Genomic DNA, 24463 nt, shown 5'->3' with positions numbered 1-24463 from the left:
TCGCTATACTACCACGCTGTTATTCTCCCCTCCTGACTTTCATTGAGCGATCATTTATGCGTTTAAACCCCGGACAACAACAAGCCGTCGAATTTGTCACCGGACCGTGTCTGGTACTGGCGGGCGCAGGATCCGGTAAAACGCGCGTCATCACCAACAAGATTGCGCACCTGATCCGCGGCTGCGGCTACCAGGCGCGCCACATTGCGGCGGTCACCTTTACCAATAAAGCGGCGCGCGAGATGAAAGAGCGCGTCGGCCAGACACTGGGGCGCAAAGAGGCGCGCGGGCTAATGATCTCAACCTTCCACACGCTGGGGCTGGATATCATCAAACGCGAGTATGCGGCGCTGGGAATGAAGTCTAATTTCTCGCTTTTTGACGATACCGACCAGGTGGCGTTGCTTAAAGAGCTTACTGAGGGGCTGATCGAAGATGATAAGGTGCTGTTGCAGCAGCTGATCTCGACGATCTCGAACTGGAAAAACGATCTGATGACCCCGGCCCAGGCCGCGGCGATCGCTAAAGGCGAACGGGATCGGATCTTCGCCCACTGCTACGGTCTGTACGATGCACATATGAAAGCGTGCAACGTGCTGGACTTTGATGACCTTATCCTGCTGCCCACGCTGCTGCTGCAGCGCAATGAAGAAGTGCGCGAGCGCTGGCAGAATAAAATCCGCTATCTGCTGGTGGATGAATATCAGGACACCAACACCAGCCAGTACGAGCTGGTGAAGCTGCTGGTGGGGCAGCGCGCGCGTTTCACCGTGGTAGGCGATGATGACCAGTCAATTTACTCCTGGCGCGGCGCGCGCCCACAAAACCTGGTGCTGCTGAGCAAAGATTTCCCCGCCCTGCAGGTGATTAAGCTGGAGCAGAACTACCGCTCCTCCGGGCGTATCCTGAAGGCAGCAAACATCCTGATTGCCAATAACCCGCACGTTTTTGAGAAGCGTCTCTTCTCCGAACTGGGCTACGGCACGGAGCTGAAAGTGCTCAGCGCCAACAATGAGGATCATGAAGCGGAGCGCGTGACGGGCGAACTCATCGCTCACCACTTCGTCAATAAAACCGAATATAAAGATTACGCAATCCTTTATCGCGGCAATCACCAGTCGCGCGTCTTTGAAAAGATGCTGATGCAGAACCGCATTCCGTACAAGATCTCGGGCGGCACCTCGTTCTTCTCGCGTCCAGAGATCAAAGATCTGCTGGCCTATCTGCGCGTGCTCACTAATCCGGATGATGACAGCGCGTTTCTGCGCATCGTGAATACACCAAAGCGAGAGATTGGACCGGCAACGCTGCAAAAGCTCGGCGAGTGGGCGATGACCCGCAATAAAAGCCTGTTTACCGCCAGCTTTGATATGGGCCTGAGCCAGACGCTGACGGGGCGCGGGTATGATAATTTAACCCGCTTCACTCACTGGCTTGGCGAAGTACAGCGGCTGGCAGAGCGCGAGCCTGTGGCAGCCGTACGCGATCTGATCCACGGCATCGACTATGAATCCTGGCTGTACGAAACCTCCGCCAGCCCGAAAGCCGCTGAGATGCGGATGAAAAACGTTAACCAGCTTTTCAGCTGGATGACCGAAATGCTGGAGGGCTCTGAAATCGACGAGCCGATGACACTGACGCAAGTGGTCACTCGCTTTACCCTGCGCGATATGATGGAGCGCGGCGAGAGCGAAGAAGAGGCCGATCAGGTTCAGCTTATGACGCTACATGCGTCAAAAGGGCTTGAGTTCCCGTATGTGTATCTGGTCGGCATGGAAGAGGGACTGTTGCCGCACCAGAGCAGCATTGATGAAGATAACGTCGACGAGGAGCGCCGCCTGGCCTACGTGGGGATCACCCGTGCGCAGAAGGAGCTGACGTTCACGCTGTGTAAAGAGCGCCGCCAGTACGGTGAACTCGTCCGCCCGGAACCGAGCCGTTTCCTGCTGGAATTGCCGCAAGATGACCTGATCTGGGAACAGGAGCGCAAGGTGATTACCGCAGAAGAGCGGATGCACAAGGGGCAGGCTAACGTGGCAAACATCCGCGCCATGCTGGCAAAAGCCAAAGAGAAAGGATAATACAAGGCCGGGTAAGGCGAAGCCACCACCCGGCAATGTTCAGCGTATTACTTCACCTCGAGTACCCAGTGCACATAGCTCTGCCACTGGCACTCCTGCTCGATCATCTCTGCCCCAAGCGGGTGATTATCAATCCAGTTTTCTGGCAGCGTCAGCGTCAGCTTTTCATCATCGGCTAGCAGATTAATGGCAGGCAGCAAATCATCGCGGCGGCGGCTGGCAAACAGGATCGCCAGACGCAGCAGGCGGCACAGATGCTCGGCCACGCGCGGCGGTACGGCGTTTTGCTGATGCAAAGAGGAGAGGTCTACGGCATTGGTTTGGTTTAGCTGCAGCGTTGCCAGCAGCTTTTTCTGTGCAGGCGTGTAGCCAGGCAAATCCAGGTTGCGCACCAGATACGCTGCGTGAGCAGGTGCCTGCTTAAAATCAATGCTTAGCCCTACCTCGTGCAGCGCACAGGCGCTCAGCAATAAATCGCGGCTCAGATGATCAAGATCCCAGGCGTTAGCGACCTGGTCGGCAAAGCGTGATGCCAGTTGCGATACGCGGCCAGCCTGATCGATATCAACCAGAAAACGGCGCTGCACGTTGCGCAGAGTACGGTTGCGGATGTCCTGATCCACCGACAGATGCAGCATCCCATAGACCAGACCTTCGCGCAGCGCGCCGCCGGCCAGGGTCATACACTGGATATTCAGTTCGGTGAATATGGCAATCAGAATGGCCAGCCCGCTCGGGAAAACCAGGGCACGTTCCAGCGTCAGGCCTTCAATTTCCAGCTCTTCCAGGCGTCCGCACTGAATGGCACGCTGTTTAAGCTGCTGAAGTTTGGCAAGCGTAATTCGCTCGTCCATTCCCTGCGCCATCATGATTTCCTGCAGGGCCTGCACGGTACCTGAGGCACCCACGCAGACTTTCCAGCCGTGATAGCGCAGTTCGTCCATCACCGGGCGTAACACTTCGCGCGCGGCGTTTTCTGCCTCGTCGAAATTCTCTTTCCCCAGGTTCCGATCGGTAAAGTAGCGCTCAAGCCAGGTCACGCAGCCCATCGACAGGCTGAACAGTGACGTGGCCTGCGCGCCGGTGCCGGTGACCAGCTCGGTACTGGCACCGCCGATATCCACCACCAGGCGGCGATCGTCACCCCCGGTGGTGTGGGCAACGCCCTGGTAGATCAGGCGTGCTTCTTCTTCGCCGCTGATAACCTGAACCGGACACCCCAGAATTTCCTGCGCTTTGGCAATAAAATCTACGGCGTTAACCGCCAGTCGGAGCGTCGCTGTGGCGACGACGGTGATTTGGGCATGCGGGATATCCTGCAGACGCTCAGCAAAGAGCCGCAGACACTGCCAGCCACGTTCCATGGCTTCAGGGGAGAGGTGATTATCGCTGCTCAGGCCCGCCGCGAGGCGGACCTTGCGCTTAATGCGCGTCAGCGTTTGTATGCTTCCCGCCACCTCACGCACAACCAGCATATGAAAACTATTCGAACCGAGATCAATTGCCGCATAGAGCGAGGTGGAGCTGAGCATATTTTCTTAACCTGAACGACGACGATTACGCGGTGCGCCGCCTGAACGACGCGGACCATTGCCGGAGCGCGGGCGGGTAAGACGCTTAGGCGGCGGCAGTTCGCTTAACAGCGCTTCCGGATTGTATTTGCTCTGCGGGATAGAGTGACCGATGTAGGTCTCAATGGCTGGAAGATTCAGCGCATACTCTTCACACGCAAGGCTAATCGAGTGACCGCTTGCGCCCGCACGACCGGTACGACCGATACGGTGTACGTAGTCTTCGCAGTCGTCTGGCAGATCGTAGTTAAAGACGTGCGTCACGGCCGGAATGTGTAAACCACGTGCCGCCACGTCGGTTGCGACCAGAATATCGAGATCGCCACGGGTGAACTCTTCCAGAATACGCAGGCGTTTTTTCTGCGCCACGTCGCCGGTCAACAGGCCAACACGATGACCATCGGCAGCCAGATGGCCCCAGATGTCTTCACAGCGGTGTTTAGTGTTCGCGAAGATAATGGCGCGATCGGGCCACTCTTCTTCAATCAGCGTTTGCAGCAGACGCATTTTCTCTTCATTGGAAGGATAGAAGAGCTCTTCTTTAATGCGGTGACCCGTTTTCTGCTCAGGTTCCACTTCCACATATTCCGCATTGTTCATCTGCTCGAACGCCAGCTCGCGAACGCGGTAGGAGAGGGTTGCAGAGAACAGCATGTTCAGGCGCTGGTTGGCCGGCGGCATACGGCGGAACAGCCAGCGGATGTCTTTAATGAAGCCCAGATCGTACATACGGTCAGCTTCATCGAGCACCACAACCTGGATTGCGCCGAGGTTAATGTGATTCTGTTTGGCGTAGTCGATAAGACGGCCGGTGGTACCGATCAGGATATCCACGCCGCTTTCCAGCACTTTCAGCTGCTTATCGTAGCCGTCGCCGCCATAGGCCAGGCCAAGCTTCAGGCCGGTGGCCTGCGCCAGAGGCTCAGCGTCTGCATGGATCTGTACCGCCAGTTCTCGCGTCGGGGCCATAATTAGCGCGCGCGGCTGGTTAACTTTGCGGTCTGCAATCGCTGGGTGAGAAAGTAAATAATGGAACGTTGACGTTAAGAACGCCATCGTTTTGCCGGTACCGGTTTGCGCCTGCCCTGCAACATCGCGACCGGCCAGCGTCAGCGGCAGGGCGAGAGCCTGAATGGGCGTGCAGTTATGAAACCCTTTATTTTCAAGGGCTTCAATCACCTTCGGGTGCAGGGCGAAGTCGGAAAACTTCTGTTCTGTTAAATGTGTTTTGCTCATAGTGTGGTAGAATATCAGCTTACTATTGCTTTACGAAAGCGTATCCGGTGAAATAAAGTCAACCTTTAGTTGGTTAATGCGACATCAACACGTCGTTGGTGGAGACAAAACCAACGTACCAGGCTTATTCCTGTGGAGTTATATATGAGCGATAAAATTATTCACCTGACTGACGACAGTTTTGACACGGACGTACTTAAGGCTGACGGGCTGATCCTCGTCGATTTCTGGGCTGAATGGTGTGGTCCTTGCAAAATGATCGCCCCGATTCTGGATGAGATCGCTGACGAATATCAGGGCAAACTGACGGTTGCCAAGCTGAACATCGACCAGAACCCGGGTACCGCACCAAAATATGGTATCCGTGGCATCCCGACCCTTCTGCTGTTCAAAAACGGCGAAGTGGCGGCGACCAAAGTGGGCGCGCTGTCCAAAGGTCAGCTGAAAGAGTTCCTGGACGCTAACCTGGCGTAAGGTTTCTCCGCTGTGCGTCCAGAGCCCCCGGCTAAATGATGTGGAACTCTGGACGCCCGGCTGAAGTCGTGCTAAGTTAGCTATGACTTCGTTTTAAACATATCTGTTGTTTGAATCTTGTTTTACCCGATACTTCCCGTTGTTGACATGAACAATGCGTGAAGTGGCTAAATTCCGGGCTTGTCACTCAATCCGTCTTGTCGTTTCAGTTCTGCGTTCTTTCCCTGTGACCAGACAGCGAACAGACATGAGGTGATGGCCGCTAAACAGGCATGGATGACCCTGCCATACCATTCACAACATTAAGTTCGAGAATCACCCCGAGTTTAAGAACCCACACCATTATGAATCTTACCGAATTAAAGAATACGCCGGTTTCTGAGCTGATCACTCTCGGCGAAAATATGGGGCTGGAAAACCAGGCTCGTATGCGCAAGCAGGACATCATTTTCGCCATCCTGAAGCAGCACGCTAAGAGTGGCGAAGATATCTTTGGCGACGGTGTGCTGGAGATATTGCAAGACGGATTTGGTTTCCTCCGCTCTGCAGACAGCTCCTACCTCGCCGGCCCTGACGACATCTACGTATCCCCCAGCCAAATCCGCCGTTTCAACCTCCGCACTGGTGACACCATTTCAGGTAAGATTCGTCCTCCTAAAGAGGGTGAACGCTACTTTGCGCTGTTGAAAGTCAATGAAGTTAACTTCGATAAGCCGGAAAACTCGCGTAATAAGATCCTCTTTGAGAACTTAACGCCGCTGCACGCGAACTCTCGCCTGCGCATGGAGCGTGGTAACGGTTCTACCGAAGACTTAACCGCGCGTGTTCTGGATTTGGCATCGCCAATCGGTCGTGGCCAGCGTGGTCTGATTGTGGCGCCGCCGAAAGCGGGTAAAACCATGCTGCTGCAGAACATCGCGCAGAGCATCGCCTATAACCACCCAGACTGCGTGCTGATGGTGCTGCTGATTGACGAACGTCCGGAAGAAGTAACCGAGATGCAGCGTCTGGTTAAAGGTGAAGTGGTTGCTTCTACCTTCGACGAGCCAGCATCTCGCCACGTTCAGGTTGCGGAAATGGTTATCGAGAAGGCTAAACGCCTGGTTGAGCACAAGAAAGACGTGATCATCCTGCTCGACTCTATCACCCGTCTGGCGCGCGCTTACAACACCGTGGTGCCAGCTTCCGGTAAAGTGCTGACCGGTGGTGTGGATGCTAACGCCCTGCATCGTCCGAAGCGCTTCTTCGGTGCCGCACGTAACGTGGAAGAGGGCGGCAGCCTGACCATCATCGCAACGGCGCTGATCGATACCGGTTCTAAAATGGACGAAGTGATTTACGAAGAATTTAAAGGTACAGGTAACATGGAACTGCACCTTTCTCGTAAGATCGCTGAAAAACGCGTCTTCCCGGCTATCGACTACAACCGTTCCGGTACCCGTAAAGAAGAGCTGCTCACCACGCAGGAAGAGCTGCAGAAAATGTGGATCCTGCGCAAAATCATCCATCCAATGGGTGAAATTGACGCGATGGAGTTCCTCATTAACAAACTGGCGATGACCAAAACCAACGACGACTTCTTCGACATGATGAAGCGCTCGTAACGCAAATAAAGCCAGCGAACGCCACGTTTTTACGTGGCGTTTTTCTTTTATGGACTATACGCTAGTACCACCTACTCCCAATTTTGACCGGTCAGTGCGACAATAAGATAATTCGCACAGTAAAAACATTAATAGCTTGAATAATAAACAAATGGAATTGTAAGAGGTTTGCTTTATAACTTCAGGCTCGGCGCCTTGATGGTTATACTTCCTTGACTAACATTTGTTGAGAACACCCATTGTGAACCTACTTGATACGTTTACTGAACTAACCAGTATTTTCTTATTTACCACCTGCTTTTTGTTTCTGGCACGTAAGGTGGCGAAATATCTGGGCTTAGTGGATAAACCCAACTTCCGTAAACGTCATCAAGGCATGATCCCTCTGGTCGGTGGTATCTCTGTTTTTGCAGGGATCTGCTTCACTTTTGCTATTGCAGATTACTATATTCCGCATGCCAGGTTGTATCTCTCTTGCGCAGCAGTTCTTGTCGTGATCGGTGCTCTTGACGATAGATACGACATTAGCGTCAAAATACGCGCTTTCGTTCAGGCAGCTGTCGCTATTGCAATGATGGTATTCGCTAAGTTGCACTTGAGTAGCCTGGGCTATATTTTTGGCTCCTGGGAGATGGAACTCGGCCCGTTCGGCTATTTCCTGACACTTTTTGCCGTGTGGGTGGCGATTAACGCGTTCAACATGGTTGACGGTATTGATGGTTTGCTTGGAGGCCTCTCCTGCGTCTCATTTGCCGCAATTGGTTTCATTTTATGGTTCGATGGGCAATATAGCCTTGCTATGTGGTGTTTCGCCATGATTGCAGCAATCCTGCCATATATCCTGTTAAATCTCGGCGCATTGGGCCGACGCTATAAAGTCTTCATGGGGGATGCGGGTAGCACGCTTATCGGCTTTACTATCATTTGGATTTTGCTGGAAACTACTCAGGGCGATGTACATCCCATCAGTCCGGTAACAGCCTTATGGATTATCGCCATCCCGTTAATGGATATGGTTGCGATTATGTATCGCCGACTGCGTAAAGGGATGAGCCCGTTCTCTGCTGACCGTCAGCACATTCATCATCTGATCATGCGAGCCGGATTCACTTCCCGGCAGGCATTTGTGCTTATTACGCTGGCGGCTGCTATTCTAGCGGGGATTGGCGTGACGGCGGAATATACGCATTTTGTACCTGAGTGGGCCATGTTGGTATTGTTCTTGCTAGCATTTTCTCTCTACGGCTACTGCATTAAGCGCGCATGGAAGGTGGCGCGTTTCATTAAACGTATTAAGCGCAGGATGCGTCGTAACAGTGGCAAAAACACAACATTAACTAAGTAGAACCGGGACTATGATGACTCAACCGTTGGCGGGAGCGAAATCAGTGGTAACTGAGAATGAACTGGATATTCGGGGTTTGTTTCGCGTGTTATGGGCAGGCAAACTTTGGATTGCGGGAATCGCGCTGGGGTTCGCACTGTTGGCGCTGGCCTACACGTTCTTTGCGAAACAGGAGTGGAGCGCCACGGCAATCACGGACAGACCAACGGTTAACATGCTCGGGGGGTACTATTCCCAGCAGCAATTCCTGCGAAACCTGGATATTAAAGCCAGCCTTGCCACGCCAGACCAGGCCTCCGTTATGGATGAGGCCTACAAAGAGTTTGTGATGCAACTGGCGTCATGGGATACGCGCCGCGATTTCTGGTCCCAGACGGATTACTACAAGCAGCGTCGGGTTGATAACACTAAAGCCGATGCAGCGCTGCTGGACGATCTGATTAATAATATTCAGTATATGCCCGGCGACGCGCTGCGTAACGTCAACGACAGCGTCAAGCTGATTGCGGAAACCGCGCCGGACGCCAATAACCTGTTGCGCCAGTACGTTGCGTTTGCCAGCCAGCGTGCCGCAAGCCATCTCAATGAAGAGCTCAAAGGTGCCTGGGCAGCCCGCACTATCCAGATGAAGGCGCAGGTCAAACGTCAGGAAGAGGTGGCAAACACTATTTTTGCGCGCCGCGTCCATAACATTCAGCAGGCGCTGAAAATTGCGGAACAGCACAACATTTCCCGCACTGAGACGGATGTTCCGGCTGATGAATTACCTGATTCTGAAATGTTCCTTCTTGGTCGCCCAATGCTGCAGGCGCGTCTGGAAAATCTGCAGGCCGTTGGGCCTGATTTTGACCTCGACTACGATCAAAATCGCGCGATGCTTAATACGCTTAATGTCGGCCCCTCCCTGGATCCGCGTTTTCAGACCTATCGTTATTTGAGAACGCCTGAAGAACCTGTAAAACGCGACAGTCCGCGTCGTGCATTCCTGATGATCATGTGGGGGATTGTGGGCGCACTCGTTGGGGCTGGCGTGGCGTTAACGCGTCGTCGTACAAACTAAGAACGCCGTTTACGATGAAGGCTATGGCCTTCATCGTCTAATCGAAGAGAATCGATGTGAAAGTACTTACTGTATTTGGCACCAGGCCGGAGGCCATTAAGATGGCGCCTCTGGTTCATGCGCTGGCCAGCGATCCTGATATTGAAGCGAAGGTCTGTGTCACGGCCCAGCACCGTGAGATGCTCGATCAGGTCCTAACCCTCTTTTCCATCGCCCCGGATTACGACCTCAATATTATGAAGCCGGGACAGGGATTGACGGAAATAACCTGTCGCATACTGCAGGATCTCAAGCCTATCCTGGAGTCGTTCAAGCCTGACGTCGTGCTGGTGCACGGCGATACCACGACGACGATGGCAACAAGCCTGGCCGCGTTTTACCAGCGTATTCCCGTCGGTCATGTTGAAGCGGGCCTGCGCACCGGTAATCTTTATTCTCCGTGGCCGGAAGAGGCCAACCGTACGCTTACCGGGCATCTGGCGATGTACCACTTTGCGCCAACCGAGAACTCTCGCCAGAACCTGCTGCGTGAAAATGTCGCCGATAACAACATTTTTGTGACCGGCAATACGGTCATTGATGCGTTGATTTGGGTACGCGATCGCGTACTGGCAAACGGCGAGCTGCAGAAAGAGCTCGCTGCCCGCTATCCGTTCCTGAATAACGGCAAAAAAACCATTCTGGTCACTGGCCACCGTCGCGAAAGCTTTGGACGGGGTTTTGAGCAAATCTGTCACGCGCTGGCTGAAATCGCCGCGCAGAACGACGATGTGCAAATTGTCTATCCGGTACACCTTAATCCTAACGTCAGCGAGCCGGTCAACCGCATCCTGGGCCACGTCGAAAACGTCCTGCTGATTGAACCGCAGGACTACATGCCGTTTGTCTGGCTGATGAACCACGCCTGGCTGATCCTCACCGATTCGGGTGGGATTCAGGAAGAAGCCCCCTCTCTTGGCAAGCCGGTGCTGGTGATGCGTGAAACCACTGAACGTCCGGAAGCGGTTAAAGCCGGGACGGTGCGTCTGGTCGGCACCAACGCACAGCTCATCGTCGAAGAGGTCACTCGCCTTCTGCACGACGATGAAGCGTATCAGGCGATGAGCCGGGCCCACAATCCGTATGGAGACGGGCAGGCTTGTGGCCGTATTTTGCATGCACTTAAACACAATCGGGTATCGCTATGAGTTTTACTACCATCTCTGTCATTGGCCTTGGCTATATTGGCCTGCCCACGGCGGCGGCATTCGCCTCCCGTCAAAAACAGGTTGTCGGCGTGGATATCAACGCACGGGCGGTAGAAACCATTAATCGTGGCGAAATTCATATTGTAGAGCCCGATCTTGACCGAGTCGTGAAAGAGGCGGTTGATGGCGGCTTCCTGCGCGCCAGCACGACGCCAGTGGAAGCGGATGCCTACCTGATTGCCGTTCCAACGCCCTTTAAAGGCGACCACCAGCCCGATATGGTCTATGTCGAGGCGGCGGCAAAATCCATTGCCCCCGTGCTGAAGAAAGGCGCGCTGGTGATCCTGGAGTCAACCTCTCCGGTGGGGGCCACCGAGCAGATGGCGCAGTGGCTTGCAGAAGCGCGTCCTGATTTACGCTTCCCGCAACAGGCTGGCGAGCAGGCGGATATCAACATCGCCTACTGCCCGGAGCGCGTGTTGCCGGGGCAGGTGATGGTCGAACTGATTAAAAACGACCGCGTCATTGGCGGCATGACGCCGGTCTGTTCCGAACGCGCCAGCGCGCTGTACAAGATTTTCCTGGAAGGCGAATGCGTAGTGACCAACTCCCGCACCGCAGAGATGTGCAAGCTGACTGAAAACAGCTTCCGTGACGTTAACATCGCCTTTGCTAACGAACTGTCGCTTATTTGCGCCGATCAGGGGATTAACGTTTGGGAGTTAATCCGCCTGGCGAATCGCCATCCGCGCGTCAACATTCTCCAGCCTGGCCCGGGGGTGGGCGGCCACTGTATCGCCGTCGACCCGTGGTTTATTGTGGCGCAGAACCCGGCGCAGGCGCGTCTGATTCGCACCGCGCGAGAAGTGAACGACAGCAAACCTCACTGGGTGCTCAACCAGGTTAAAGCGACGGTTGCGGACTGTCTGGCAGAGAGCGGCAAGCGCGCCAGCGAGCTGAAAATTGCCTGCTTTGGTCTGGCATTTAAACCCAACATTGACGATCTGCGCGAAAGCCCGGCGATGGAAATTGCCGAGATGATTGCCGAATGGCATAAGGGCGAAACGCTGGTGGTCGAGCCAAATATTCATGAACTGCCGGCAAAACTGGCGGGGCACTGCACGCTGACGGCGCTCGATGACGCGCTGGCGACGGCGGACGTGCTGGTGCTGCTGGTGGATCATAAAGCGTTTAAAGCGACGTCCGGTGATGCCGTACGTCAGCAGTATGTGGTTGATACGAAAGGTGTCTGGCGTTGAGTGAACTTCACGGCGTGCTTGAATCCCTTGAGTGGGAAAGCACATTTTTTGCCCGCCCCTCGGCGATAGTCCGCTGGCGCGAGAATGCGCCCGCCCTGCAGGAAGCGGACCTCAGCGTCTGGCAGCGCGTGCAGGCTAAAATCCCGGCGGACCGTGCCGATCTGCTTGATGCGCTCCAGCAGCGTGGTTTTCAGCTGGTTGAAGGTGAGGTAGACCTTTCCATTGCCCTTACCCGGCACGATGCGTCCGGCGCGGAAATTGCAACGGAACTGGACATTCCTGTGCTGCGCCAGATGGCGGCCCGGGCGTTTGCGCAGAGCCGCTTTCGCGCGCCCTGGTATGCCCCTGACGATAGCGGACGCTTCTATGCCCAGTGGATAGAGAATGCGGTCAAAGGCACCTTTGACCACGTCTGCCTGGTTTTCCGTACAGCGGACGGTCAGATTCAGGGATTTGTCTCGCTGCGCAAGCTCAACGCGCGCGAGGCGCGTATTGGCTTATTAGCCGGGCGCGGCATGGGTGAGAAACTCATGCAGGCGGCGCTGCACTGGGCGCAGCAGCAGCAGGTTGAGACGCTGCGGGTGGCGACCCAGGTGGGCAACACCGCCGCGCTTAAACGTTATATTGCGAGTGGTGCCAACATCGACGCCACCGCCTACTGGTTATACAGGTGACAAGATGATTCCATTTAACGCACCACCCGTCGTGGGAACCGAACTCGACTATATGCAGTTTGCCATGGGCAGCGGCAAACTCTGCGGTGACGGCGGTTTTACCCGTCGCTGTCAGCAGTGGATGGAGCAGCGTTTTCGCAGCGCTAAGGTGCTGCTGACCCCGTCCTGCACGGCATCGCTGGAAATGGCGGCCCTGTTGCTGGATATCCAGCCCGGTGATGAAGTGATCATGCCGAGCTATACCTTCGTCTCCACGGCAAACGCCTTTGTCCTGCGCGGGGCGAAAATCGTCTTTGTGGATATCCGCCCGGACACCATGAACATTGATGAGACGCTGATTGAAGCTGCGATCACCGATAAAACGCGCGCGATTGTGCCGGTTCACTACGCGGGCGTGGCCTGTGAAATGGACACCATCATGGCGATCGCCAAAAAGCACAACCTGTTTGTGGTTGAAGATGCCGCGCAGGGCGTGATGTCCACCTACAAGGGGCGCGCGCTGGGCACGATCGGCCACATTGGCTGCTTCAGCTTCCACGAAACGAAAAACTACACCGCTGGCGGTGAGGGCGGTGCGACGCTGATTAACGATCGTGCCCTGGTTGAGCGTGCGGAAGTGATCCGCGAAAAAGGCACCAACCGCAGTCAGTTCTTCCGCGGTCAGGTTGATAAGTACACCTGGCGCGATATCGGCTCCAGCTATCTGATGGCGGATCTGCAGGCGGCATACCTGTGGGCGCAGCTGGAAGCGGCAGAGCGGATTAATCTCCAGCGCCTGTCCCTCTGGCAAACCTATTACGACGCGCTGGAGCCTCTGGCCAAAGCCGGGCGTATTGAGTTGCCAACCATTCCGGCCGATTGCATCCATAATGCCCATATGTTCTACATCAAGCTGCGCGATAACGACGATCGCAGCCAGCTCATCGCCTGGCTGAAAGAGGCCGAAATTATGGCGGTGTTCCACTATATCCCGCTGCACTCCAGCCCGGCCGGAGAAGCATTTGGCACGTTCGCGGGTGAAGATCGTTACACTACGAAAGAAAGTGAGCGTTTGCTTCGCTTGCCGCTGTTCTACAACCTCGCACCAGTTAACCAGCGTACGGTGATCACTACCCTTCTGAGCTATTTCAGCTGATATGTCTCTGGCAAAAGCATCGGTGTGGACCGCCGCGTCCACGCTTGTAAAAATTGGTGCCGGACTGCTGGTCGTCAAGCTGCTCGCCGTCTCATTTGGGCCCTCTGGTGTGGGGCTGGCGGGCAACTTCCGCCAGCTTGTCACCGTCCTTGGTGTGCTGGCCGGTGCCGGAATCTTCAACGGCGTGACCAAATACGTTGCTCAATATCATGATGATGCGGCCCAGCTTCGCAGGGTAGTGGGCACCGCGTCGGCGATGGTGACAGGCTTTTCGACCCTGCTGGCGATTGTGTTTCTGCTGGCGGCGGCGCCCATCAGCCAGGGATTGTTCGGGCACACCCATTACCAGGGGCTGGTCCGTCTGGTTGCGCTGGTCCAGATGGGCATTGCCTGGGCTAACCTGCTGCTGGCGCTGATGAAAGGTTTTCGCGATGCTGCCGGGAACGCGCTTGCCTTAATCCTGGGCAGCGTCATCGGCGTGATTGCCTATTACTTCTGCTATCGCCTGGGCGGCTATGAAGGCGCACTGCTGGGGCTTGCGCTGGTCCCGGCGCTGGTTGTTGTGCCTGCGGCATTTATGCTGATGCGTCGGGGTGTTATCCCTCTGAGCTACCTGAAACCACAATGGGACAAGGTGCTTGTCAGCCAGCTGGGTAAGTTTACCCTGATGGCGCTCATTACTTCCGTCACGCTGCCAGTGGCATACGTGATGATGCGAAACCTGCTGGCGGCGCATTACAGCTGGGATGAGGTGGGGATCTGGCAAGGGGTAAGCAGTATTTCCGACGCTTACCTCCAGTTTATAACGGCTTCCTTTAGCGTTTATTTGCTGCCAACCTTATCGCGCCTGACGTCCAGGCAGGATATTACCCGAGAAATTTCCCGCTCCTTGCGTTTCGTATTACCCGCTGTGGCGGCGGCCAGTTTGACCGTCTGGCTATTGCGCGATGTTGCCATCTGGCTGCTTTTCTCCGCAAAGTTTACCGCCATGCGCGATCTCTTTGCCTGGCAACTGGTGGGCGATGTGCTGAAAGTGGGGGCTTACGTTTTCGGCTATCTGGTGATTGCGAAAGCTTCGCTGCGGCTGTATATCCTGGCGGAGATTAGCCAGTTTGCGCTACTGACAGCATTTTCACACTGGCTGATACCCGCGCACGGTGCGCTGGGGGCGGCTCAGGCCTATATGGCAACCTATATCGTTTATTTCGCTGCCTGCTGCGGCGTATTTTTATTGTGGCGTAAACGCGCATGACTGCACTGATTCATATCCTGGGATCGGATATCCCACACCATAACCAGACCGTTTTGCGGTTCTTTAACGACGAGCTGGCATCAGGAAATCCTGATGCGCGCGAGTTTATGGTTGCAGGTCAGGATAATGGCCTGAGCGCGGCGTTTCCGGCGCTGACTATCGCCTTCTGGCCGGATAAAGCTTCCCTGGCGAAGGCGGTTATTGCCAAAGCCAAAGCGGATCGTGAGCAACGTTTCTTTTTCCACGGGCAGTTCAATACCGGCCTGTGGCTGGCTCTGCTCAGCGGGGGAATTAAACCCTCCCAGTGCAGCTGGCATATCTGGGGAGCCGATCTCTACGAAGTTTCCCGCGGCTGGAAGTTCCGTCTTTTCTATCCCCTGCGTCGCATGGCGCAGGGAAGGGTGGGCCGCGTTTTTGCCACCCGCGGCGATCTGAATTATTTTGCGAAGCAGCACCCGAACGTGCGCGGCGAGCTACTCTATTTCCCAACCCGTATGGACCCGGCGCTGAACACCATGGCGAATGACGCGGTTCGCGAAGGCAAGCTGACGATCCTGGTGGGGAATTCCGGCGACCGCAGTAACGAGCATGTGGCCGCGCTACGGGCGGTATACCAGCAGTTTGGCGACACGGTGAACGTGGTGGTGCCGATGGGTTATCCGGCCAACAACGACGCCTACATTGATGAGGTTCGCCAGCAGGGGCTTGCGTTATTCAGCGAAGGAAATCTGCACATTCTCAGCGAAAAGCTGGAGTTTGATGACTATCTTGCGCTGCTGCGAAAATGCGATCTGGGCTATTTCATCTTTGCCCGCCAGCAGGGTATTGGTACGCTGTGCCTGCTGATTCAGGCGGGTGTACCGTGCGTGCTCAACCGCGACAACCCGTTCTGGCAGGACATGGCCGAGCAGCATATTCCGGTGCTGTTCACCTCAGACACGCTGAATGTCGAAGTGGTGCGTGAAGCACAGCGCCAGCTCACGCTGGTGGATAAAAATAGCATCGACTTTTTCAGCCCGAATTACCTCACGCCGTGGCACCGCGCGCTGCGTATCGCTTCAGGAGACAACGCATGAGTCAGTTGCAATTCAGCGGCTTACTGGTTGTCTGGCTTCTGAGCTCCCTGTTTATCGCCACGCTCACCTGGTTTGAGTTCCGCCGCGTGCGCTTCAACTTTAACGTGTTCTTCTCGTTGCTGTTTCTGCTGACCTTCTTTTTCGGCTTCCCGCTGACCAGCATTCTGGTCTTCCGTTTTGACGTGAGCGTCGCGCCGCCGGAGATTCTCCTCCAGGCCCTGCTGGCGGCGACCTGCTTCTATGCGGTTTACTACGTCACCTATAAAACGCGTCTGCGGCCAGCGCAGGCCGCCGCCCCGCGTCGGGAGCTCTTTACCATGAACCGGGTGGAGACCCATCTGACGTGGGTGATGCTCATGACCATCGCCCTGGTCAGCGTTGGCATCTTCTTCATGCATAACGGCTTCCTGCTGTTTAAGCTCCACTCCTACAGCCAGATTTTTTCGGCCGAAGTCTCAGGCGTGGCGCTTAAGCGATTCTTCTATTTCTTCATCCCGGCGATGCTGGTGATCTTCTTCCTGCGCCAGGACAGCAAAGCGTGGCTGTTCTTCCTGGTCAGTACCGTTGCATTCGGTATCCTGACCTACATGATTGTGGGCGGTACGCGCGCCAACATTATCATCGCTTTCGCTATCTTCCTGTTTATCGGCATTATCCGCGGCTGGATCTCGCTGTGGATGCTGGTTGCGGCAGGCGTGTTTGGCATTGTGGGGATGTTCTGGCTGGCGCTGAAGCGCTACGGGATGAACGTGGCGGGCGATGAGGCGTTTTACACGTTCCTCTACCTGACGCGCGACACCTTCTCGCCGTGGGAAAATCTGGCATTGCTGCTGCAAAACTACGACAAGATTGATTTCCAGGGGCTGGCGCCGATTGTTCGCGACTTCTACGTCTTTATCCCGAGCTGGCTGTGGCCGGACCGCCCTGGTGTGGTGCTCAATACCGCGAACTATTTTACCTGGGAAGTGCTCAACAACCATTCGGGCCTGGCGATCTCGCCAACGTTGATTGGTTCCCTGGTGGTGATGGGAGGAGGCTGGTTTATCCTGCCGGGCGCGTTTGTCGTAGGGCTGATTATCAAGTGGTTCGACTGGCTCTACGTGCGTGGTAACGAAGAGACCAACCGCTACAAGGCGGCTATTTTGCACAGTTTTTGCTTTGGTGCCATTTTCAATATGATCGTTCTGGCGCGTGAGGGTCTGGACTCGTTCGTTTCACGCGTGGTTTTCTTCATGGTTGTTTTTGGCATCTGCCTGTTACTGGCCAAACTGTTGTACTGGCTGTTCGACAGCGCAGGGCTTGTGCACAAGCGCGAGCAACAGGGCAACACAACGCTGTCGCAAGTCTGAGTAGGGAAAGTAATGACTGATAAAATTTCTGCACCGCGCTATGCGCTTCGTGGCCTGCAGCTTATTGGCTGGCGCGACATGCAGCACGCGCTGGACTTTCTGTTCGCCGACGGGCAGATGAAATCCGGTACGCTGGTTGCTATCAACGCGGAAAAGATGCTGGCGGTGGAAGATAACGCCGAGGTGAAAAGCCTGATTGAAGCGGCTGAATTTAAATACGCGGACGGTATCAGCGTGGTCCGCTCTATCCGTAAAAAGTATCCTGACGCTAATGTTTCCCGCGTGGCGGGTGCCGACCTCTGGGAGCAGCTTATGGCCCGCGCAGGCGCGGAAGGTACGCCAGTCTTCCTGATTGGCGGTAAGCCTGAAGTGCTGGCCGAGACCGAAGAGAAACTGCGTCGTCAATGGAATGTGAATATCGTCGGCAGCCAGAATGGTTACTTCAAGCCTGAAGACCAGCAGGCTTTGTTTGCTCGCGTGCGCAACAGCGGGGCAAAAATCGTCACCGTGGCGATGGGATCCCCGCGCCAGGAGATCCTGATGCGCGACTGCCGTCTGGTCTGTCCGGATGCCCTCTACATGGGCGTCGGCGGCACCTACGACGTCTTTACCGGCCATGTTAAGCGTGCGCCAAAGGTCTGGCAAAATCTGGGGCTGGAGTGGCTTTACCGCCTGCTATCGCAACCGACGCGCATTAAACGACAGATTCGTCTGCTTCGCTACCTCGCCTGGCACTATACCGGGAAAATGTAATCAGAATGCAGCGCGATATGCTATTCGCGCTGCAACTCGCCTGCAAAACTGCTGATAATCTGTGCAATGCATTCATTTTTTTAATGCATCGTTTGCCATTTGGCCGATTTTAAGAAACCATTCGCACCGTATTTTAGTACCCCTAAAAAACAACAACCGGTATTAAGCCGGGAAACAGCAAACACAATCGAGGATCTATGGCAGAGAAACAACCGGAGCTACAGCGTGGGCTGGAAGCTCGTCACATCGAACTGATAGCGCTGGGCGGCACTATCGGCGTTGGCCTGTTTATGGGCTCCGCAAGCACCCTAAAATGGGCAGGCCCTTCCGTATTACTGGCGTATATCATCGCCGGGCTGTTTGTTTTCTTCATCATGCGCTCAATGGGTGAAATGCTCTTTCTGGAGCCGGTGACCGGTTCCTTCGCCGTTTACGCACACCGGTATATGAGCCCGTTCTTTGGTTACCTGACGGCCTGGTCATACTGGTTTATGTGGATGGCGGTGGGCATCTCCGAAATCACCGCGATAGGGGTTTACGTCCAGTTCTGGTTCCCGGACATGGCCCAGTGGATACCGGCTCTCATTGCCGTGGGGCTGGTGGCCCTAGCAAACCTTGCAGCCGTGCGCCTTTACGGTGAAATCGAGTTCTGGTTTGCGATGATCAAAGTGACCACCATCATCGTGATGATTGTGATTGGTTTGGGCGTGATTTTTTATGGCTTTGGCAACGGCGGACACGCCATCGGCTTTGGCAACCTGACTGAACACGGCGGCTTCTTCGCCGGCGGCTGGAAGGGCTTCCTGACGGCGCTGTGTATCGTTGTGGCCTCGTACCAGGGCGTGGAGCTGATCGGGATTACCGCCGGTGAAGCGAAAAACCCGCAGGTCACGCTGCGTAGCGCGGTGGGCAAAGTGCTGTGGCGTATCCTGATTTTCTACGTGGGTGCGATCTTCGTCATCGTCACCATCTTCCCGTGGAACGAAATTGGGACGACGGGGAGTCCGTTCGTATTAACCTTTGCGAAGATCGGAATTACAGCAGCAGCGGGTATCATCAACTTTGTGGTTCTGACGGCAGCGCTGTCAGGCTGTAACAGCGGGATGTACAGCTGTGGCCGTATGCTCTACGCGCTCTCGAAAAATAACCAGCTGCCTGCGACAATGAGTAAAGTCTCACGTGCTGGCGTGCCGGTAGCGGGCGTAGCGGTCTCCATTGTCATCCTGCTGATTGGTTCCTGCCTGAATTACATCATTCCTAATCCACAGCGCGTGTTTGTTTACGTCTACAGCGCCAGCGTGTTGCCGGGCATGGTGCCGTGGTTTGTTATCCTAATCAGCCAACTGCGTTTCCGCCATGCGCATAAAAAAGCGATCGCCAGCCATCCGTTCCGCTCGATTCTGTTCCCGTATGCGAACTATTTGACGATGGCGTTCCTGATTTGCGTATTAATTGGAATGTACTTTAATGAAGATACCCGCATGTCGCTGTTTGTCGGGCTGATCTTCCTGGCGGCAGTGACGGCCGCGTATAAGCTTTTTGGCCTGGGTCGCCGTGCCACCACGCAGAAAGTGGAGGAATAAGCGGCAAAATGTGCAAACCATAACCAAACGCGCATTTTTTTCAAAAAAGCACTAGACAGCGGGGGCGGAGGTACGTAATATCCAGCCCCGCAACGGCGCTAAGCGCCCGTAGCTCAGCTGGATAGAGCGCTGCCCTCCGGAGGCAGAGGTCTCAGGTTCGAATCCTGTCGGGCGCGCCATTTTAGTTCCCGGCGCTAGAGCTGCGGTGGTCTGAGAAGTAGTCAGTACCGCGTGAAAGAATACAGTGGTGGCTATAGCTCAGTTGGTAGAGCCCTGGATTGTGATTCCAGTTGTCGTGGGTTCGAATCCCATTAGCCACCCCATTATTGAAAGAGTTGTGAATTGCGAAGGTGGCGGAATTGGTAGACGCGCTAGCTTCAGGTGTTAGTGTCCTTAGGATGTGGGGGTTCGAGTCCCCCCCCTCGCACCACGACTTTTTAATAAATTGAACTAAAAATTCAAAAAAGCAGTACATCGGCGAGTAGCGCAGCTTGGTAGCGCAACTGGTTTGGGACCAGTGGGTCGGAGGTTCGAATCCTCTCTCGCCGACCAATTTTGAACCCCGCTTCGGCGGGGTTTTTTGTTTTCTGCAACTTTTCTCCCCTGTAGTTATCCCCCGACAGCGGCCTGTATCACTGTCGCGATTCAGCGACATACAACAAATTGAAATTACAGGAAATAATTATTTATGGAATTTGCTGTCTCTTCCTGGCGACATATTTATGCTTTTACCGATACGTTGTGAAGCGTCAGATGCCGCTGAACAGCATAATTTCCTTTTATCTTAAAATGTTGCGCCATGTAAAACTTCTGCGTGTAAATCTGGCACGTTACGTGCAATAATATACGCGTAGATGCTCATTCCATCTCTTATGTTCGCCTTAGTGCCTCATAAACTCAGGAATGACGCAGAGCCATTTACGGTGCTTATCGTCCACTGACAGATGTCGCTTCGGCCTCATCAGACACCATGGACATAACGTTGAGTGAAGCACCAAATATGTTGTCTTACAGACCTGTTTTAACGCCTGCTTTTATAGCAGGCGTTTTTTTATGTCTTATTCCCGATAAAAGCGCATGATGAGGGCAACCATCAGCAGAGCCGCTGACGAAACTATATAAAGCGCCTGTACTGAGCCAAACCCTGATGCCACTATCGCTGCTACTCCGGTAAAAAGAGAGGCACTGAGCGTTTGCCAGCGCCAGGCTTTACCGCTGGCTATAGCGGTTTGCGCGGCCTGAAAATTACTGAGTACGCCAAACGTACCCGCCGCAAAAAGCACGTTTGAGGCCAGATGCGCGACAAAGATCATCCCCAGCGCATACCCTATCCAGCCGGCCATAAACGGCAGCATTCCATAAGCGGCCAGAAAGATGCCGAGGCAAAGCAACAGTCGCGGCGTATGAGCCGCAAAACGCGCCAGGCTGTCTCTTTGCAGCAGCAGAGGGCCGCAAAGCTGCCCCATACTCCTCGCGAAAAGCAAAGGCAGAGCAAGGCCCGCCGCGTCCTGAGGACGGAGCTGCTGGGCCAGCGCCGGAAGAAGCGCCATCGCAGGTGACCCGACGGCGGCCAGCGCCGGCAAAATGAGCAAGCTGCGTTTCTGCCGAACGGTCAATGTCTGCCAGCGCAATGTCGCTGAAGCCCCCTTTTCCACATGGCCGGTGCGTGACGCCGAAGTAAACAGGCCTCCCGCCAGCCATAGCATGACCAACGACCCGAGAAAGCTGATGGCATCAATGGCCAGCAAGGCGAGCACGGGTATCTTCTGAAAAAGCACCACGCCCAGCCCGGTACCTAATAACACCTGAGACGCAAAAATCACATTTTCCAGGCAGGTGGCGGCAGGCAGTTCCGTTTCGCTGAGTCCGCGCTTAAAGAGTAAGGTCAGGGCGGGCCAGCTCATCCCGCTGAGCAGCGCTTCGGTGGATTGCACGGCGAGTAACGCGGCAACGCTATGATAACCCACGCCAAGCAGGGGAAAGAGCAGGGCAAGTAAGCCCAGTCCTTCGGTCAATATCAGCAGGGATATCGGAGAAAAGCGTGAGCACAGCCTTTCGCCGAGCATGCTGCCGATAAACCCCGGCACCGTGGCGAACAGAAAAGCGAGGGTCAGCAGCGCTGGCGGGGCCGACCACGCTAACAGCAGACCGAAGACGACGACCTGGGTTAACCCATTTCCCAGAGAAGAGAAGATAAAAGCACAAGCAAGCAGGCGCAGCCAGCGATGGCAGCGCAGCGCTTCAATAAGCGCGTATAAAAGCGAGTTCATGGCGCTTTCCTTTCAGAAACGATTTAGTCCATGCGCAGATCGCGCATGTGCGAAAAAAAGTTAATGAAAAGATATCGTTACATTGGCGGGTTCGTTTGCGGCTGTCGGTGTAAAGAATGTAGCAGGAGAACAGTGATAAAAAAAGGAGGCCGTCTGGCCTCCTGATGAATTACTGCTGCGTTCCGTTATTTTGCAGCGTCAATAACAGCCCATCACGCCGCATGGCGGCCGCCTCTTCTGGCTTATGCTGTTTGTCGAGCGTATCGGCAAGCCACGCGTAGTCAAATGCGTCCGGACGCTGTTTCAGCGCCGCACGGAAGGCCAGGCTCGCCTCCTGCCATTCCCCGTGCTTCATCAGCGACTGGCCCAGCGTACTCCACAGCAGCGGACGGTCACCGACGGTTTTGATCTGCTGGCGCAGCACTTTCTCGACCTGCTCAGGGTTATTGGTTTTCAGGCGCGGGATCACCATGACCAGACGATCGTCGTACTGGCGCTTCAGGCCGTCGAGGAGGATCTCCTGCGCGGTGTCATGATCGTCACACTCAATAAGATGTTCCGCCATGGCCACCTGCAGAGGAACCTGCTGGCGCGTTTTCCGGCTCTGATTTTTCCACCAGGTTTTCAGACCATCGCTGCCCAGGTCGGCGCGCGCCTGATCCATCAGGCCAATCCATGCGAGACGCTGAAGCTCATCACGATGCTCATCATCACCCACCTCGGCCTTCGCCATCGACGGAATGATGTCCAGCAGCGAGCCCCACGCGCCGGTACGAATATAGGCCTGCTCCGCAAGGCGCAGGACTTCCGGATGACGTGGTGCGATTTCCAGCAGACGGTCAATGCCGTGGCGCGCCGCGTGGTTCTCATTGCGCGCGAGCTGCAGGCGGACGCGGGTAATTTCCACTGGGATCGGGTCGCCAGACGCCAGTTCAGACGCGCGTTCCAGATGCTGGTTAGCGCGGGCTTCATCACCGCGCTGCTGGGCCGCTTCGGCTGCCAGAAGATAGTTCACCACTGGCTGTTCTGCGTGATCGGCGTTTTTCGACATCAGCTTTTCAACCTGCTGATAATCGCCTTCGGCCAGCTTCAGCAGCGCCTGTTCCGTTTGCTTACGGGCGCGGCGGCGCTTACGGCCTACGAACCAGCCGCGGGTATGGGCACCGGTGCGGAAAATACGGCGCAGGATCCATTCAACGGCAAGCAGTACCACGACGCCGAGGATCAGAACGATCGCCAGACCCGTTACGCTGGTTTCAATGTTGTAGTTATCGGTCTGGATCAGGACGTATCCCTGATGACCCGCAAGCATCGGCCCCAGGACGATCCCGGCGATCAGCAGGATGAAGAGTAAAAGGACTTTTAGCATCATTACTCTCCCTGTGGCGCGCTTTCAGGCGCTGGCGCTGTGCCGGTCTGCTCGGCCGGAACGCCCGGCTGCGCCAGCAGGTTACGCACGCGCGTCTGCATCAGCTTCTCCAGAATCGGCTGGCTGGCCAGCTTATCCGGTACGTTCATGGTGATGTTCTGCTGGCTCAGCTTGTCGATATCTTCGAGGAAGGCGGTGGTCGTCGCATCATCGGTGTTGTAGTAGGCGCGCACCCACGTTGAGACGTTATCCAGCGCCTGTTTGTAGGTCTCTTCCTGATGGCGCGGCACGGCCTGCGCCGCGACCAGCAGGCGGGAACGGATATTTTCGCGCAGATAGATATCCTGATTCGGCGCCAGGAGCGGTACGGCGGTTTCGTCGCGGCGACGGATGGTAATGAAGCTGTCCATAAAGTTCTGCCAGCTTTTCTGCAGGTTTATGCGCCATTCGCTCAGGGAGCTGGAAAGTTCGGTACCGTCGGAATCCATCGGGGAGTCGTCGTCGTTATTATCCGCCAGCTGCAGGTTATCAATTTGATTCGAAAGCTGGTTCACCTTGAGGATAATGCCGTCGTAATCCACCTGCGAAACGGCGGAGAGGCTGGCAATATCTTCGGTAATCGCGCGACGTGCGGTAATGAGGCTTGGATCGTTCATGTCTGCCAGGCTCGCATCGGCGCTTTTCAGCAGCGCGGCGGCGGTGGTCACGTCCTGATCGCTCCACAGCTTACGCCCGGCGAGTTTTACGAGGAAATCGGCCTGCGAGAGCAGCCAGGTTTTGGCATCGGTGCCGGAAATCGTGGCGACTTTCTGCTGTACTTCACCCAGCTGTTTGGTCAGCTCTTCCTGTTTACTGTTTGCCTCGGCTAGCGCGGCGGCCTGCTGCTTAATCACCGCTTCCAGCTCGGTTTTCTGCGTTTCCTGCGCTTTTTGCAGGGAGGTAAGCTGATTCACCAGCGTATCGCTGGTGGCCGTCTGGTTAGCACTCTGTTGCTTCACCAGACCATACAGGCCAACGCCGGCTGCCAGCGCAATGGCGATGGCAATCGCGCTCAAAGCGAGGCTGGTTTTATTGCTGCCGTTTTTCTTCTCAGCGGTTTTCTCAGTCGTCTCTGGCTGTGGCATTATGTCCACAGTCTCCCTGGTCTCTTCAACCACGGCGGAGGATTTTTCGTGTTCCGTCATT

The 24463-nt window shown here is 55.3% G+C and carries 19 protein-coding genes and 4 tRNA genes; 18 read left to right on the top strand and 5 right to left on the bottom strand.

All coding sequences use genetic code 11. The features are described from left to right. Window positions 1–56: 56 nt before the first annotated feature. Window positions 57–2081, top strand: coding sequence for a DNA helicase Rep (gene rep / locus AC4ICF_RS22500; protein ID WP_116343687.1), 2025 nt, complete (start codon window positions 57–59; stop codon window positions 2079–2081). A 47-nt stretch (window positions 2082–2128) separates the two neighbouring features. Here the strand turns inward: rep and gppA are convergent, their stop codons facing one another. Beyond that, window positions 2129–3613, bottom strand: coding sequence for a guanosine-5'-triphosphate,3'-diphosphate diphosphatase (gene gppA / locus AC4ICF_RS22495; RefSeq protein WP_491466135.1), 1485 nt, complete (start codon window positions 3611–3613; stop codon window positions 2129–2131). 6 nt (window positions 3614–3619) lie between these two features. Continuing rightward, entirely contained in the window at window positions 3620–4888 is a 1269-nt protein-coding gene (gene rhlB, locus AC4ICF_RS22490; protein ID WP_021242834.1) for an ATP-dependent RNA helicase RhlB, read from the bottom strand. 144 nt (window positions 4889–5032) lie between these two features. Between rhlB and trxA the strand changes: the two genes are divergently transcribed. The 17 genes from trxA to AC4ICF_RS22405 all read left to right on the top strand — a co-directional run bounded on the left by trxA (window position 5033) and on the right by AC4ICF_RS22405 (window position 20191). Continuing rightward, window positions 5033–5362, top strand: a complete 330-nt coding sequence (trxA, locus tag AC4ICF_RS22485; RefSeq protein ID WP_006179218.1) for a thioredoxin TrxA — start codon at window positions 5033–5035, stop codon at window positions 5360–5362. A 344-nt stretch (window positions 5363–5706) separates the two neighbouring features. Beyond that, window positions 5707–6966, top strand: a complete 1260-nt coding sequence (gene rho / locus AC4ICF_RS22480; protein ID WP_008501566.1) for a transcription termination factor Rho — start codon at window positions 5707–5709, stop codon at window positions 6964–6966. Window positions 6967–7207: 241 nt separating this feature from the next. Continuing rightward, window positions 7208–8311: a UDP-N-acetylglucosamine--undecaprenyl-phosphate N-acetylglucosaminephosphotransferase gene (gene wecA / locus AC4ICF_RS22475; protein WP_080330358.1), complete on the top strand. Its 1104-nt coding sequence runs from the start codon at window positions 7208–7210 to the stop codon at window positions 8309–8311. A gap of 13 nt (window positions 8312–8324) precedes the next feature. Then, complete coding sequence (gene wzzE, locus AC4ICF_RS22470) at window positions 8325–9371, top strand: ECA polysaccharide chain length modulation protein (protein WP_316380853.1); 1047 nt, start codon at window positions 8325–8327, stop codon at window positions 9369–9371. 56 nt (window positions 9372–9427) lie between these two features. Then, window positions 9428–10558, top strand: coding sequence for a non-hydrolyzing UDP-N-acetylglucosamine 2-epimerase (gene wecB / locus AC4ICF_RS22465; protein ID WP_316380855.1), 1131 nt, complete (start codon window positions 9428–9430; stop codon window positions 10556–10558). Then, on the top strand, window positions 10555–11817 hold the full coding sequence (gene wecC, locus AC4ICF_RS22460; RefSeq protein ID WP_316380856.1) for a UDP-N-acetyl-D-mannosamine dehydrogenase: 1263 nt from the start codon (window positions 10555–10557) through the stop codon (window positions 11815–11817). Before wecB ends, wecC begins: the two co-directional genes overlap by 4 nt. Continuing rightward, window positions 11814–12491 carry a dTDP-4-amino-4,6-dideoxy-D-galactose acyltransferase gene (gene rffC / locus AC4ICF_RS22455; protein WP_316380857.1) on the top strand — a complete coding sequence of 226 codons (678 nt, stop codon included), beginning with the start codon at window positions 11814–11816 and terminating at the stop codon, window positions 12489–12491. Before wecC ends, rffC begins: the two co-directional genes overlap by 4 nt. Window positions 12492–12495: 4 nt before the next feature. After that, entirely contained in the window at window positions 12496–13626 is a 1131-nt protein-coding gene (gene rffA, locus AC4ICF_RS22450) for a dTDP-4-amino-4,6-dideoxygalactose transaminase (RefSeq protein WP_316380858.1), read from the top strand. A 1-nt stretch (window position 13627) separates the two neighbouring features. Beyond that, window positions 13628–14878 (top strand): lipid III flippase WzxE, encoded by a 1251-nt coding sequence (gene wzxE / locus AC4ICF_RS22445; RefSeq protein WP_316380859.1) that lies wholly within the window; start codon window positions 13628–13630, stop codon window positions 14876–14878. Beyond that, entirely contained in the window at window positions 14875–15954 is a 1080-nt protein-coding gene (locus AC4ICF_RS22440; protein WP_316380861.1) for a TDP-N-acetylfucosamine:lipid II N-acetylfucosaminyltransferase, read from the top strand. Before wzxE ends, AC4ICF_RS22440 begins: the two co-directional genes overlap by 4 nt. Next, window positions 15951–17303 carry an ECA oligosaccharide polymerase gene (wzyE, locus tag AC4ICF_RS22435; RefSeq protein ID WP_316380862.1) on the top strand — a complete coding sequence of 451 codons (1353 nt, stop codon included), beginning with the start codon at window positions 15951–15953 and terminating at the stop codon, window positions 17301–17303. The genes AC4ICF_RS22440 and wzyE overlap by 4 nt, the downstream gene beginning before the upstream one ends. A 12-nt stretch (window positions 17304–17315) precedes the next feature. Beyond that, window positions 17316–18056: a lipopolysaccharide N-acetylmannosaminouronosyltransferase gene (gene wecG, locus AC4ICF_RS22430; RefSeq protein ID WP_316380863.1), complete on the top strand. Its 741-nt coding sequence runs from the start codon at window positions 17316–17318 to the stop codon at window positions 18054–18056. Between the two features lie 197 nt (window positions 18057–18253). Then, on the top strand, window positions 18254–19639 hold the full coding sequence (gene thrP / locus AC4ICF_RS22425) for a bifunctional threonine/serine APC transporter ThrP (RefSeq protein WP_163330942.1): 1386 nt from the start codon (window positions 18254–18256) through the stop codon (window positions 19637–19639). A 102-nt stretch (window positions 19640–19741) separates the two neighbouring features. Beyond that, window positions 19742–19818 (top strand) — tRNA-Arg (locus tag AC4ICF_RS22420). 68 nt (window positions 19819–19886) lie between these two features. Beyond that, window positions 19887–19962 (top strand) — tRNA-His (locus AC4ICF_RS22415). Between the two features lie 21 nt (window positions 19963–19983). Further along, window positions 19984–20069, top strand: a tRNA-Leu gene (locus AC4ICF_RS22410). Between the two features lie 45 nt (window positions 20070–20114). Then, window positions 20115–20191: transfer RNA gene (locus AC4ICF_RS22405), tRNA-Pro, on the top strand. 506 nt (window positions 20192–20697) lie between these two features. Here the strand turns inward: AC4ICF_RS22405 and AC4ICF_RS22400 are convergent. The 3 genes from AC4ICF_RS22400 to hemX all read right to left on the bottom strand — a co-directional run bounded on the left by AC4ICF_RS22400 (window position 20698) and on the right by hemX (window position 24462). After that, window positions 20698–21909, bottom strand: a complete 1212-nt coding sequence (locus AC4ICF_RS22400; RefSeq protein WP_316380865.1) for an MFS transporter — start codon at window positions 21907–21909, stop codon at window positions 20698–20700. A gap of 169 nt (window positions 21910–22078) precedes the next feature. Next, window positions 22079–23278, bottom strand: a complete 1200-nt coding sequence (gene hemY / locus AC4ICF_RS22395; RefSeq protein WP_116343728.1) for a protoheme IX biogenesis protein HemY — start codon at window positions 23276–23278, stop codon at window positions 22079–22081. Between the two features lie 2 nt (window positions 23279–23280). Next, complete coding sequence (gene hemX, locus AC4ICF_RS22390; protein WP_316380867.1) at window positions 23281–24462, bottom strand: uroporphyrinogen-III C-methyltransferase; 1182 nt, start codon at window positions 24460–24462, stop codon at window positions 23281–23283. Window position 24463: the final 1 nt, after the last annotated feature.

This window comes from Enterobacter sp. ECC_219_Taxon_10 (assembly GCF_058354905.1).
The sequence above is the reverse complement of the archived record's forward strand: the minus strand, read 5'-3'. Positions and strand labels throughout refer to the sequence as shown.

Excerpts from the sequence above, each read along its gene's own strand:
- rep (WP_116343687.1), top strand. The coding sequence starts at position 57 with ATGCGTTTAAACCCCGGACAACAACAAGCCGTCGAATTTGTCACCGGA.
- gppA (WP_491466135.1), bottom strand. The coding sequence starts at position 3,613 with ATGCTCAGCTCCACCTCGCTCTATGCGGCAATTGATCTCGGTTCGAAT.
- rhlB (WP_021242834.1), bottom strand. The coding sequence starts at position 4,888 with ATGAGCAAAACACATTTAACAGAACAGAAGTTTTCCGACTTCGCCCTG.
- trxA (WP_006179218.1), top strand. The coding sequence starts at position 5,033 with ATGAGCGATAAAATTATTCACCTGACTGACGACAGTTTTGACACGGAC.
- rho (WP_008501566.1), top strand. The coding sequence starts at position 5,707 with ATGAATCTTACCGAATTAAAGAATACGCCGGTTTCTGAGCTGATCACT.
- wzzE (WP_316380853.1), top strand. The coding sequence starts at position 8,325 with ATGACTCAACCGTTGGCGGGAGCGAAATCAGTGGTAACTGAGAATGAA.
- wecC (WP_316380856.1), top strand. The coding sequence starts at position 10,555 with ATGAGTTTTACTACCATCTCTGTCATTGGCCTTGGCTATATTGGCCTG.
- rffA (WP_316380858.1), top strand. The coding sequence starts at position 12,496 with ATGATTCCATTTAACGCACCACCCGTCGTGGGAACCGAACTCGACTAT.
- wzxE (WP_316380859.1), top strand. The coding sequence starts at position 13,628 with ATGTCTCTGGCAAAAGCATCGGTGTGGACCGCCGCGTCCACGCTTGTA.
- AC4ICF_RS22440 (WP_316380861.1), top strand. The coding sequence starts at position 14,875 with ATGACTGCACTGATTCATATCCTGGGATCGGATATCCCACACCATAAC.
- wzyE (WP_316380862.1), top strand. The coding sequence starts at position 15,951 with ATGAGTCAGTTGCAATTCAGCGGCTTACTGGTTGTCTGGCTTCTGAGC.
- wecG (WP_316380863.1), top strand. The coding sequence starts at position 17,316 with ATGACTGATAAAATTTCTGCACCGCGCTATGCGCTTCGTGGCCTGCAG.
- thrP (WP_163330942.1), top strand. The coding sequence starts at position 18,254 with ATGGCAGAGAAACAACCGGAGCTACAGCGTGGGCTGGAAGCTCGTCAC.
- AC4ICF_RS22400 (WP_316380865.1), bottom strand. The coding sequence starts at position 21,909 with ATGAACTCGCTTTTATACGCGCTTATTGAAGCGCTGCGCTGCCATCGC.
- hemY (WP_116343728.1), bottom strand. The coding sequence starts at position 23,278 with ATGCTAAAAGTCCTTTTACTCTTCATCCTGCTGATCGCCGGGATCGTC.
- hemX (WP_316380867.1), bottom strand. The coding sequence starts at position 24,462 with ATGACGGAACACGAAAAATCCTCCGCCGTGGTTGAAGAGACCAGGGAG.